General features: G+C 55.2%; 10 protein-coding genes. 5 read left to right on the top strand and 5 right to left on the bottom strand.

Annotated features, from left to right (window positions below; genetic code table 11):
• The first annotated feature begins 70 nt into the window (after positions 1-70).
• From QP888_RS06120 to QP888_RS06105, 4 genes are all read left to right on the top strand, one after another.
• Positions 71-1,309 carry a mechanosensitive ion channel family protein gene (locus QP888_RS06120; RefSeq protein WP_284812608.1) on the top strand — a complete coding sequence of 413 codons (1,239 nt, stop codon included), beginning with the start codon at positions 71-73 and terminating at the stop codon, positions 1,307-1,309.
• A gap of 32 nt (positions 1,310-1,341) precedes the next feature.
• Positions 1,342-1,917 (top strand): PH domain-containing protein, encoded by a 576-nt coding sequence (locus QP888_RS06115; RefSeq protein ID WP_284812607.1) that lies wholly within the window; start codon positions 1,342-1,344, stop codon positions 1,915-1,917.
• 76 nt (positions 1,918-1,993) lie between these two features.
• Entirely contained in the window at positions 1,994-3,838 is a 1,845-nt protein-coding gene (ilvD, locus tag QP888_RS06110) for a dihydroxy-acid dehydratase (RefSeq protein WP_284812606.1), read from the top strand.
• Positions 3,831-5,168, top strand: a complete 1,338-nt coding sequence (locus QP888_RS06105) for a glycosyltransferase family 87 protein (protein ID WP_284812605.1) — start codon at positions 3,831-3,833, stop codon at positions 5,166-5,168. Before ilvD ends, QP888_RS06105 begins: the two co-directional genes overlap by 8 nt.
• Before the next feature lie 11 nt (positions 5,169-5,179).
• Here the strand turns inward: QP888_RS06105 and QP888_RS06100 are convergent, their stop codons facing one another.
• Both QP888_RS06100 and QP888_RS06095 read right to left on the bottom strand, forming a co-directional pair.
• Entirely contained in the window at positions 5,180-6,463 is a 1,284-nt protein-coding gene (locus QP888_RS06100) for a DoxX family protein (protein ID WP_284812604.1), read from the bottom strand.
• Positions 6,464-6,616: 153 nt separating this feature from the next.
• Positions 6,617-7,459, bottom strand: a complete 843-nt coding sequence (locus QP888_RS06095) for an HNH endonuclease family protein (protein ID WP_502869131.1) — start codon at positions 7,457-7,459, stop codon at positions 6,617-6,619.
• Between the two features lie 168 nt (positions 7,460-7,627).
• On the opposite strand from QP888_RS06095, the gene QP888_RS06090 reads away from it, so the two are divergent.
• On the top strand, positions 7,628-8,722 hold the full coding sequence (locus tag QP888_RS06090; protein ID WP_284812602.1) for a glutathione S-transferase C-terminal domain-containing protein: 1,095 nt from the start codon (positions 7,628-7,630) through the stop codon (positions 8,720-8,722).
• 163 nt (positions 8,723-8,885) lie between these two features.
• On the opposite strand, the gene QP888_RS06085 is transcribed toward QP888_RS06090, so the two are convergent.
• The 3 genes from QP888_RS06085 to QP888_RS06075 all read right to left on the bottom strand — a co-directional run bounded on the left by QP888_RS06085 (position 8,886) and on the right by QP888_RS06075 (position 13,025).
• The gene (locus QP888_RS06085) at positions 8,886-10,304 is read right to left on the bottom strand and encodes a YkvI family membrane protein (protein ID WP_284812601.1); all 1,419 of its coding nucleotides are present in this window, start codon (positions 10,302-10,304) and stop codon (positions 8,886-8,888) included.
• 104 nt (positions 10,305-10,408) lie between these two features.
• Entirely contained in the window at positions 10,409-11,917 is a 1,509-nt protein-coding gene (gene gatB, locus QP888_RS06080) for an Asp-tRNA(Asn)/Glu-tRNA(Gln) amidotransferase subunit GatB (RefSeq protein WP_284812600.1), read from the bottom strand.
• Between the two features lie 76 nt (positions 11,918-11,993).
• On the bottom strand, positions 11,994-13,025 hold the full coding sequence (locus tag QP888_RS06075; RefSeq protein ID WP_284812599.1) for a 6-phosphofructokinase: 1,032 nt from the start codon (positions 13,023-13,025) through the stop codon (positions 11,994-11,996).
• Between the last annotated feature and the right edge of the window lie 91 nt (positions 13,026-13,116).

Raw genomic sequence — 13,116 nt, 5'->3', positions numbered from 1 at the left:
TGTGAGAAAACTCGATTTCACCCCCATCTGGCTCACAAAAGCACTTCCGTGGAGTCTAAAATAACCCCACATGACGCTAGATTTCGTGTTGGAACAGATCTGGCGCTGGTCGATCGAACGGGGCGTAGATTTCGCGTTACTTTTCATCGCCGCGCTGCTGGTTCCACGAGCGGGACGCCTGGCCCACCGCTGGTCACAACACCGTTCACAACGCATCGCCGATTTTGATGAATCTAAATCTTCCTTGGCAGTGGCAGGCGTAGCAATTTATATTGTGCAACTCATCGCCTACTTCGTGCTGTTCGTCTTTTTCCTACAACAACTCGGCTTTTCTCTGGTAGGTGCCACAATCCCGGCCACCGCGGCTTCTGCTGCAGTAGGTCTGGGCGCACAATCGATCATCGCCGACTTCTTGGCCGGGTTTTTCATTCTTTCGGAAAAACAATACGGCATCGGCGACTGGGTGAAATTCGAAGGCAACGGGATTGAAGTCGAAGGCACCATCATCCAGGTCACGATGCGGGCAACCCGCATTCGCACCTTGAATGAAGAAACCATCATTATTCCCAACTCGACCGCACGCGTGTGCATCAACCACTCGCACTATTGGTCCTCTGCTGTCGTCGTCATGCCCGTGCCACTGCTGGAAGTCAAAAGCCCGTGGCAAGCCGTCGAAAGATTCGAAAAAGCGACCAAGCGTGCACTAGAAGTGCCAGAAATTACCGAAGTGCTACGAGGCGAATTAGAGATCCACCCGGCCGTCGGCAATGGTGTCAACCCACCGACAGTCGTCGGGATGCCATGGACGGTCAATATCCGCGCCATGATTTTGACCGAAGCAGGCATGCAATGGATGGTTGAGCGCGCCATCCGCTTATCAGTTATGGAAGAGTTCTGGAGCGAATACGGCTCAGCTCCCACTATCAGCGGCGACCTGCAAGGAGAAATCTCGCTGCGAGAAAAACCCTCCAGCAACGACAACACCGATACCTCCGGTGCTTATGCAGAAAACCCGTGGGTCGATATTTCGCTGGGAACCAACACTCCGGAAGAAAACAGCCAAGAAATCACAGAGCTGACCGCACAAGACTCCGAGCACTACCGCAGGTTCGACCCGCGCACACTCGTCGGCAAGCTATTTTCCTTCAACGGCAACCTACGCCCATCGACGACGGGGCTGTCCCTATTGTTTATTACCTTGCTCGTCGTGCGTGTGCTTGGCTCAAGCATTGAGATCGACGGTGAATTAGTCCACGGCCCACTAGCACCACCAGCCACGGAAACCACGTTGAAGGTATCAACGAATTAAAGATTTTTCATTCATCCCGTAGCATGGTCGCCATGAGTGTTGCAGAACAACCTGCCCAGGGCACAAGTTTCCGCCCAGAGCGCACCCACATCATTGCCGCTGTACTCATCATTGGTATCGCGATCATGGGCATCGCATGGGCTCCACTCGTGCTCGGCTGGTTATTAATATTCCCGCTAGTTTTTATCTACTGGACCGTGCGCGCGAAAACCACAGTTACTGCGGCAGGTATTGCCATCACCTACGCTTTTAAGTCCGATATTTTCATTAACTGGAATGATTTCCAGGGCATCGGATTTCAACGCGCCCGCGTTTTTGCCAGCACCAAAGATGGCAAGCAACACAACTTGCCCGGAGTGACCTTCCAATCGCTTCCCCAACTAGAAGCCGCTTCCCACGGGCGCATCCGCGACGTTCTCACCGAAGGCAAAGAAGCCGCCGACGACAAAGTCGTGATCACGCACCGCGATGGCCAACGCATCATGATGACGCGTGAGGAATTTGAAAAATACGATGGTGTTGCCGCCCAGCATTATGAATCGCACCCGGCATCACAAAAACACGAACAGCCACAACCGCGACGCAGCTCTCGCGATAACAGCGGCTAAAAAATCTGGCTTCTGACTCTATATCTGCTATTTCCTACAGTATCGCCAATCACAATCCAATCAGAAAGGCGCACACGTGTATCCTCTTCGCTCAAAAGTCACGACCGTTGGTCGTAATGCAGCAGGTGCGCGCGCTTTATGGCGTGCCACCGGCACCCGCGACAATGAATTTGGTAAGCCCATCGTCGCGATCGTGAACTCATACACACAGTTTGTTCCCGGGCACGTCCACCTCAAAGACGTCGGGGATATCGTCGCCGAGCAGGTGCGTGAAGCAGGCGGTGTACCAAAGGAATTCAACACCATCGCGGTCGACGATGGCATCGCGATGGGACACTCGGGCATGCTGTATTCTCTCCCCTCACGTGAGATCATTTCCGATTCCGTGGAATACATGGTCAACGCCCACACCGTTGATGCAATGGTATGCATCTCCAACTGCGACAAAATCACACCAGGCATGCTGAATGCGGCGATGCGCCTCAATATCCCCACCGTTTTTGTATCCGGTGGCCCGATGGAAGCGGGTAAAGCCGTCGTCGTTGACGGTGTAGCGCAGGCTTCCTCGGATCTTGTCGACGCCATCTCGGCATCCGCCAATGACAAAGTTTCCGACGCCGAGCTGACCAAGATCGAAGAATCCGCCTGCCCGACCTGCGGCTCGTGCTCCGGCATGTTTACCGCAAACTCGATGAACTGCTTGACCGAGGCCCTCGGATTGTCCCTGCCCGGCAACGGTACGACACTCGCTACGCACCAGGCGCGCCAAAAACTATTCCACAAAGCTGGTCAGCTCATCGTCGAAATGTGTGAGCGCTACTACGGCAACGAGGACGACTCCGTGCTGCCGCGTAATGTGGCCACAAAAAATGCCTTCCGTAACGCCATGGCGCTGGATATGGCCATGGGCGGTTCCACGAACACAATCCTGCATACCTTGGCCGCTGCGCAGGAAGGCGAGGTCGATTTTGACCTGCACGACATCGAAGAAATCTCGCACCAGGTGCCGTGTTTGTCGAAAGTCGCACCCAATGGCATCTACCACGTCGAAGACGTCCACCGCGCAGGTGGCATTCCCGCGATCCTCGGCGAGCTCCGACGCGGAGGGCTGCTCAACGAAGACGTGCACACCGTGCAATACGACACCCTGGATGGCTGGCTCAATGACTGGGATATCCGCGGCGGCAAAGCCATTACCGATGCCGAGGATCTATTTTATGCCGCGCCCGGTGGCGTGCGTACCACCGAGCCATTTTCCAGCACAAACCGCTGGGAATCGCTCGATACCAACGCCGAAACCGGCTGCATCCACGATGTCATGCACGCTCATTCCGCCGACGGCGGTTTGGTCGTCTTGCGTGGCAACCTGTCACCAGATGGCGCAGTGCTGAAAACCGCGGGTGTGGACGAGAGCCTGTGGGAATTCAGCGGCCCAGCGCGCGTGCTCGAATCCCAAGAAGCCGCCGTCAGCTCGATTCTCAAGCATGAGGTACAACCCGGCGAAGTCGTCGTTATCCGTTACGAAGGTCCTGCAGGGGGCCCGGGAATGCAAGAAATGTTGCACCCGACGTCATTTCTGAAGGGCGCCGGGCTGGGTAAAAAGTGCGCTCTGATCACCGACGGCCGCTTTTCCGGCGGCACTTCCGGTTTGTCTATCGGCCATATTTCCCCCGAAGCCGCAGCCGGTGGGCTCATCGGTCTCATTGAAAACGGAGACCCGATCCGGATCTCCGTCAAGGAACGCAGCTTGACTTTAGAGCTGGACGACGCAGAGATTGAGCGTCGTCGACAAGAAATGGAAAATCGCAAGAAACCATGGCACCCAACCGAACGCAAACGCACCGTCACCAAGGCATTGCGTGCCTATGCCAAGATGGCCACCAGCGCTGATAAAGGGGCCGTACGCCAAGTTGATGACTAGCACAAACGCTGCACTGCGGCAGCACAGTGTCCATCACAGTGCCCCAATGCTGACCATCATCGGGCTACTTGCGGGTCTGGCTGCCACAATTTATCGCATCGCTGAGACGACATCGCCGGTGGATATGGTGATTTATCGGCAAGGCGTCGACGCATTTTTACACGGCCGCGAGATATACTCCGAGCCAATGTTGGCGGGTGATCTTGCACTGCCGTTTATTTATCCACCTTTCGGAGCGCTTTTTCTGGCACCCCTGAATGTGATTCCGGGTATTGATGACACCCTGGCTGCGCAGATAGTCATTGCGATTTCTAATGCGCTGCTGCTGTTGTGTCTCTGGCTAGTCTGGCGCTGGCTAATGCAGAATAACCGCTGGGTGTTGCCTGCTGCCACGACCAGCTGGGCGCTGGCATTGATCAGCGAACCGGTAGAGCTCAATCATGGTTTTGCTCAGATCAACGTCATCTTGCTGTCGCTGGTGGTACTCGATCTGGTTCCCCGGAAGCGCAGACTTCCGCAGGGCTGGCTGATCGGCATCGCAGCAGCCATCAAGCTCACGCCACTGGCGATGCTGTTGTATTTCTTGTTGCGCAAAGAGTTCCGCGCGATTATCACAGCGGGTTTTTCTGCGGTACTGGCAACCCTACTGGCCGCTCTCGTGCGTTTTGATGCCACCTGGGAGTTCTACGGCGGCCGTCTGCTAGGAATGGGCTCTGGTGGCGATTTCGGCGTGAACACCTCCTACCAATCCAATAGCTCCTGGCGCGGAATGATCCAGCGCTGGTTCACCAGTGAGCGGGCATTGGAAGACTCCGGAAATCTGGTCACTGCGCTGTGGGCAGTGCTGGTGGTTCTCACGATTGCCGGTGGCGCCTGGCTCATGGTCCAGATGTTACGCCGTGGTTATCTTGTCGACGCCTGGCTTATCAACGCAGTAATCATGCTCCTGATTTCGCCGGTATCGTGGTCCCACCACTGGGTCTGGCTGGCTGTTGCCGTCCCGGTATGGTTCTGGCGAGCGCTGTCATGGCGTAGTCATGGCCTCACCGTAGTCGTCGGAGCCTGGGTTTCCGTCTTGGTCTTCCTCGAGCAGCCGCCCAAGTGGTGGTACGGCGACGCCATAGAAGTACACACACTCAGCTTCTGGCCAAAGCTGTTTATCAGTGATTTTGTCTGGCTGGGGTTAGCCACCCTATTCATCCTTGGCTGGGAATTGACCGGTTCTCGTGACCGTAGACGTCTGCACCACCAGGGCCCGGAGCACCGTGCACCAGCCGATCCGCAAACCCGAACCCAGTGCACCCCAAACTCGGTGCACCCAGAACCCTAAGAATTGAGTGTTTAACTGGCCAACGGGTTGGTACCTGCGAACAGCCACCAGGCAGCAACCACAGCAGCGATACCGAGGATCGCGAAAATCCAGGACGATGCCAGCGGACGTCGTGCCCACCCACGAGCACCATCAAGCGCGTACAAACCGGGGCCGGTGAATTGCACAACCACCGCGATCGCGGCAACCATGACCGGCACCCACAGGGTTTCTTCCCAATTGAAGATGTTGAGGCCAATGTGCGCGTCGGCAAGCTGGTGTACAGCCAGAAAACCACTCACTGTCACCGCAACCATGCTGGCAATCGGCGCCAATAGCCCCAGCAGCAAAAAGATACCAGCAGCCAACTGCAACGACGGCACCACAATAGCCAACAAGTGGTCCTGATTATATGCAGAGAATTCGGATTCTAATCCCGCGATTCCCTCATGGTTGCCCAAGGAGAAAAACGTCCCCACTGCCTGAATAATCAGCCAGGCCGAAAATACAATGCGCAATAAGAACAATCCGAAGTCGATAGTGCCGCGACGCGTCTCGGTTAATTCAGCATGCTCCGTGACGCCTGCACCTGCTGCTTCTTCCTCTGGTGTGTCACTACCCTGGGCAAAAGACGTATCATCCAGGAATTGTTGCTGGCCAGCATACGGCTGTGCAGGTCCCGACAGCTCGTTATTCGACAGCTCGTTATTGGACTGTGTGTTATTCGACTGTGCATTGTTTGCCTGTGAGTTGCTCGACTGGGTGGCCTGGTTTGGAATAGCAGATGCTGCCACCGGCACCGTAGTCTGCTTTCCTGCAGGGTCAATAACCTCAGTAGAGGCAAAATCTTCATCTCGGTATTCGGGACGCTGCGAATCACTGCTTACTTGGTTATCGTTATCGTCTGCACCACCATTGGCGCTGGAAGCCGCAGCCTTATCCGAACTATCTAGTCCGGCTGCAGAACTTTGCTGCGAAAATTGAGCAGTCGGTTCAGAATCGGCACCAAGTCCAGTACCATCAGCACGGTTCCGACTAGCACCAGAATTCGGCTCAATGGTCTGCGGCGCCGCGCGCCCGGCCCGCTGGAAAATCGTGGTGCGTTGTTCGGAAGACGCGAGTCCGTCTTCCGGTTTATCGTCTGATTTCACTTCGGTTTTACCGGCAGAATCTACAGCAGACTTTTTCTGAGATGGCTGCGGCCCCTGATAAGTGGGAACATCAAATTCGTCATCATGAAAATCCGCTTTGTCGGGCTGGGGCGCGGAATTACTCTTGGACTTCGATTTATCTGGGTTATTTTTACGATCGCTCATGGCCCCAATTTATGCGACAGCCCAGCGCATAACCGGCACCAACCCGCCGACGACGGGATTTTTCCCTGTTTCCTTACACCGCGTGCACACTGTGCAGCAGCCACGCAGTCCTTGGTTTTTCGGTAACCGGGTATCGTGTACGCTTGCGGCTATCTAGCACTGGTCCAACAAGTTACGCAGCGCTTTGTGCTCGGCTTCTGTGACCCAGAGATCGTAAACGTATTTCACGTGGACTTGTATACGCCCATAATCACAGCGGAAAGGCTTGTGCGGTGGCAGCCAGGTAGCGGCATCAGCAGCCCCCTTCGCGCGGTTATTAGAAGCATCGACAGCCAGCAGATTGATCGGATCGTTGGCGAAATCGCGACGCTTGGTTTCATCCCACTGAAACGCTCCTTTCACCCAGGCATCGCCAAGCGCGACCACATGCTCGATATCAACCTGATTATCGCCACGGTGAAAGTTGATGGTTTCGCCAGAATATGGGCTGACCAGGCTGCCGCTTTCAACCAAGCACCCTCGGGTTCCATTGCGGATCGAGAATTCGTCTAAATCGCGTTGCAGAATATCATTCCGGGTATCGCAGCCATTGTGCCCGCCTGCAACGTTGACGTCGTCGCTCCACGGCTGGCCAAATAAAGCACGGTCATAATCCGAGTTCGGTGCCCGCCCTTTGATCTCGAGTGCATCGTGCATGGCGCGGTAATCGAGGCCGTCATCCGTATACACGCCCGGCTCTGCATGCGGGAAGGAATCCGCCAGGTCTTTGCCTGTTGAAATTCCAGTAGCTGCATTCTGCTCTTCTGTCCTATCAGCTGCTTGGGCGCCCTGGGTGATTGTGACCGTCGTTGAGACCGTCGAGTCCGTTGATCTTAGTGAGACCGCTGACTCATTTGAGCCATCACCGCGCGCAGATTCCACATCCGAACAACCAGCAAGGAAAACCGAGACTATGCCTGCAAGAGCGAGGCCGGTGAGTTTTTTACCTGCGCACATAATTTGCACACAGTAGCACAACCTCGGCTTTCAACAGGAACGTTGAGACAGCTCTGAAACACGTCACTTAACCGTATATCTGCATCACCCGCAAACACTGCCTCTGGTATGCATGACGATGATATAGTTGATACGTCATATTTTATCGATACGCCAAGGAGGGCCACCGTGGCAGTAGAAAAAGACAAAGACTGGGTCGGCGACGCCCAGAATGCCGCAACCGATGGTGAATTCACTCGCGACACCAGCTACATTGCAGATCGCGTCGTCGCCTCCGTAACCACCGACCAACCACAACCCACAAACGACAAGACGCTATATTGGCCAGTACAATCACACCGCTACCGCCTGGTTGCTGCCCGAGCCTGCCCCTGGGCACACCGCGCGGTGATCGTGCGCCGTCTACTAGGGTTAGAAGACGTAATCTCTTTAGGTCTAGCGGGACCAACCCACGACAAACGTTCCTGGACCTTCGACCTAGACCCAGGCGAAGTCGATCCCGTACTGCACATTCCGCGCCTACAAGACGCCTATTTCAAGCGTTTCCCGGACTACCCGCGCGGCATCACGGTTCCTGCACTGGTCGAAGAATCCAGCGGCAAGGTAGTAACCAACGATTTCAACTCGATGGTCCGAGATTTCCAGACCCAGTGGACCGATTATCACCGCACCGGTGCCCCCAATTTATTACCACCGGAAGAACAACGCGAAGAGATGGAAGAAATCAACGAATTTATCTTCCGGAAATTCAACAACGGTGTCTACCGCGCCGGATTCTCCGCAGCACAAGACGCCTACGAAAAGGCTTATTCTGACGTCTTCGAGGTGCTCGACTGGTTGGAAGAACGCCTGGCAACGCGGCGGTTCATCATGGGCGAGCACATCACCGAAACCGATATCCGCGCGTATGCCACCCTGATCCGCTTCGATGCCGTCTACCACGGACACTTCAAAACCAATCGCAACAAAATCAGCGAGATGCCCAACGTCTACGGCTACTTGCGTGAGCTATTCCAAACTCCGGGCTTCGGTGATACCACCGACTTCACCGAGATCAAGCAGCATTATTACCTCGTACACCGCGAAGTAAACCCCATGCAGACCGTGCCTGCAGGGCCAGATGTCTCCGGTTTGGCGCAACCACACGGACGCGATCATCTTCCCGGCGCACCATTTGCAGAAGGCACAAGTCTGCCCGGCAGAGCGCCAGAAGCAGAACGACTAAAAAACCCCACCAAGATACAACGCGAGCTGTTCAACTAATTCACCCACGAGTAATTCGCCCACAAGAAACGGCGAAAATGCCCTGCGCGGATAGTGTCCGCGCAGGGCATTCCTGCTTCAGGCTAAGAATTAAGAGCCAGTGAACAAACCGCGACACCGTGCACGATCAGCCTCCGGCATGACGTGCACTCTTCGCAGCATGCTAGCTGTTATCAGCATTGCTGTGCTTTTCATCCTTTTCGGATGGAGACTCATCGGCCGGACGAACGGAATCCTGGGCACGGGAATCCGCATAAGTCTCAGCCTTCTTTTCTTCCTTAGCTTCCATCTGGTTTTCGTCGGCAAGCAACTTATAATCCTCGCCGATGCTGAACTCGACGTCTTCGTCCTCATCCAGCTGGCTAGCAACTTCGTCAGATACGTAGTTGTAGAGCTCTTTATCGCCCAAGTTGGACTCAGAAACCAACTTCTGCATCTCCTCGTTGTGCTTCTTCTCCAGCTCTTTGTCTGGGTGCAACGACAAGTACATCAGCTGGCGCAGGCGGTCACGCTTGGTGGCCTCATCGCGAATCCGTGCGAAGGACTTAATCCACGCAGCCACCAGGACGACGACCATGACCATACCCATGTAGCCCAATACCGGGTAGACGTATTCCATCAAGGTATCAAAGCCGACGAAGCTGACAGCGAAGCCCAGCAAGGTGCCGACTATGAAGATGACGCGGTACTGGCTCTCGCGGCCAGCAGACAGGCGCTTGCCCAACGCATAGAACATACCGATGGCAGTGTTGAAGACCATCGCGAAGATCACCAGCGCCATGACCAAGCCCAGGTTCTCGTTGATGTCAGCAACCAGAGTGAGCATTGGGATCGACGTGCCATCGACCAATTCTGCGTTGAACAGCATCGCCATCGTGGCCAGTACCAGCATGATGGCGTAAGCAATACCACCGAACAGGCCACCCCAGCCGGCCTCACGTGGGTCTAAGTAGTCACCACCAATAACCAGCGTCATCGACACGGCCAAGATCAACGCCAGACCATTATAGTTCAGAGCAGAGAGTAGCCAGTTACTAATCGGGCTTTCGATTTCCGCCGACCGCTGCGCAACCATGTTCACATCATCTGGCCAGTTCACAAACGTGTACACCGCTACAGCAAGAATAGCGATGATGATCAACGGGGTTAACAAACCGATGATTCTGGATACCTTATTGACATCCAGCATGCCGGCGACAAGCACCAACCCCAGCATGACAGTGGAACCAACCCACGGCTGCCAACCGAATTGTTGCTCCAAGTTGGAGCCAGCACCCGCGAGCATCACGAAGCCAATGGAGAACAACGTGATAACTACGGAGATATCTAGCAGGATCGACACGATTGGGTGCGTCGTACGCTTGAACACTAGCCGGTGTTCACGGGCGTGGAAATAGCTGCCGAGCTGCAGGAAAACTGTTCCGGCAAGCGCCATCACGATGCCAGCTATCGCAGCACCTGCCAGCCCCCACATTCCATAGGACGAGAAATATTGTACGACCTCACGACCGGTGGCGAATCCCGCACCGACAACGAGGCCCACAAAGGACAAGGCAATACCTGTAATGCGTTTATAGGACACCGAATTATCGCTCTTTCTTTGCTTAAGAAAACTGTTTTCGGATAATTGACGTTCCTACGATACACGCATCACAGCATTCTGTGTTTTATTTTCGCCACTATTAGCTACTGTGCAAGCTTTTCCGCGATCAATTTGTTGACTTGACCTGGGTCAGCTTTCCCCTGCGTCGCTTTCATCACGGCACCGACGATGGCACCGGTGACCTTTTTGTTTCCAGCGCGGTATTTCTCGACGATATCCGGATTGTCAGCCAACGCATCGTCCACGGCCTTCTCGATCGCGCCATCATCGCGCACGACCTCCAGGCCACGCTTGGCGACAACCTCGTCGACGTCTCCGTCGCCTTCCAGCACTCCGTCCACAGCTTTGCGCCCCAACTTGGTGGTCAGCTTGCCTTCCTTAACCAGCTCCACGACGCGAGCAACCTGCGCCGGGGTGATCTCCAACGCTGCCAACTCCACACCAGCCTCATTGGCTTTTCCAGACAAATAGGACACCCACCAGGCACGTGCTTCGTCGGCGCTCGCACCATGCTCAGTGGTTTCAATGATCAAGTCCAACGCCCCAGCATTGACCAGATCACGCATTTCTTTGTCTTTCAGCCCCCACTCTTTCTGAATGCGCGCGCGGCGAATCCACGGCATCTCTGGCAGCGTCTGCTTGATCTCTTCGACCCATTCACGTGGAGCAGAAACTGGAGGCAAATCCGGGTCATTGAAATAGCGGTAATCCTCTGCAGTTTCTTTCGGGCGCCCCTTGGACGTTGAGCCATCGGATTCCTGGTAGTGACGGGTCTCCAGGGCGATCTCCTCGCCGTTTTCCAGTGCGTAAGCTTGGCGCTGCATCTCGAAGCGCACGGCCTGCTCGACTGATCTCAACGAGTTGATGTTTTTCGTCTCCGTGCGGGTACCGAATTCTTCACTACCCTTTGGCCGCAGCGAAAGGTTGGAATCCACGCGCATAGACCCCTGGTCCATACGGGCATCAGAAACCCCCAGCGCAGCGACGAGTTCACGCAGAGCGGTGACATAAGCACGGGCCACTTCCGGGGCGCGTTCACCAGCACCGACAATGGGTTTGGTCACGATTTCGATCAACGGAATGCCAGCACGATTGTAATCAACCAGCGAGGCAGTAGCACCGTGAATACGACCATCAACACCACCAAGGTGAGTCAATTTGCCAGTATCTTCTTCCATGTGGGCACGCTCGATCTCCACACGCCATTCGGTGCCATCATCCAGCACCACATCCAGGTAGCCGTCGTACGCGATCGGCTCATCATACTGAGAGATCTGGTAATTTTTCGGCTGATCCGGGTAGAAATAATTCTTGCGGGCAAACCGCGACGATTCTGCAATCTGACAATTCAGCGCCAAGCCAATTTTGATCGCCCATTCGACTCCCTTCTCGTTCACGACGGGGAGCGCACCAGGTAATCCCAGGGAAACCGGATCCACGTTGGAATTAGGTTCATCACCAAAATGAGCCGAAGAGGTCGAAAACATCTTGGTTTCCGTTCCCAATTCCACGTGAACTTCCATGCCCATCACTGGGTCGTATTTTTCTAGGACTTCGTCATAGTCCAGCAAGTCATACATCGCAGCAGTCATAGCCACCATGGTAGTGGTTTCTGTCTGACTGTCGTGCACAGGGTTTCCGGGCTGCTGCAATCTAGCTGAATGCACTCTAGCCGAATAACGCCTCAGCAATCTCATAACGCTGCATCGGCACAGTTTTTACCTTGGCGACGACTTCTGACAAAGGAACGGTCTCGATAAATTCGCCCCGCAGCACCACTGATGATCCAAACTCGCCCCTGTGCGCCGCGCGCGTAGCATGTACTCCAAACCGACTGGCAAGAACGCGGTCGAACGCCGTAGGAACGCCACCGCGTTGTACGTGCCCCAGCACAGTGGTGCGCACGTCGTAGCCAGTAGAACGCGAGATTTCCTCACCGATTAACTGCCCCATCCCGCCGAGGCGGCGGTGGCCAAATTCGTCGACACCTTTATCATCGACCGCCATGGTTCCCGGCCGCGGTTGTGCTCCTTCGGCGACGACGATGATGCCGTATTTCTCCCCCATCTGAAAGCGCCGTTCCATCGACTTCGTAATCTCGCTGACATCGAAAGGCACTTCCGGAATAACAATATGATGCGCACCGCCGGCCAAACCCGCATGCAAAGCGATCCACCCGGTATGGCGCCCCATGACCTCGACGAGAAAAATCCGCTTGTGCGATTCCGCGGTAGTATGCAGCCGATCAATCGCGTCGGTAGCAACGGCTACCGCGCTGTCGAATCCAAAGGTGTAATCGGTGGCCAGTACATCGTTATCAATGGTCTTGGGCACTCCAATGACCGGCACCCCATTATCCGCCAGCCACTTTGCCCCCTTGAGCGTGCCTTCCCCGCCGATTGCAATTAAAACATCAACGCGGGCGTCGGCAAGATTCGCTTTAATCGTTTCCAGATTGGCTTTGAAGATATCCGGGTGCAGGCGACCGGTCCCCAAAATGGTGCCGCCCCGGACAAGGATCTTGTCGATGGCATCGTCGTCGTAGAGATCGACCCGATCATCATCCAATAGCCCCAACCAACCATCGCGGTAACCGACGACGGTGGAATCATGCTCTTGATTCGCCGTGCGCACGATAGCACGGATAACGGCGTTCAGACCCGGACAGTCGCCTCCCGAGGTCAATGTGGCAATGCGCATGCTTCTACTGTAGGCAACCCGCGACGTGGTGTCAGTAAGTGGTGGGTTGCCCACTGGACTTTCTACTGGATTCAGCACAAACCTGCGGTAC

This window comes from Corynebacterium sp. MSK297 (genome assembly GCF_030232885.1).
Classification (GTDB): Bacteria; Actinomycetota; Actinomycetes; order Mycobacteriales; family Mycobacteriaceae; genus Corynebacterium.
Note: the sequence above shows the minus strand (reverse complement) of the source record. Positions and strands in the feature narration are given on the sequence as shown.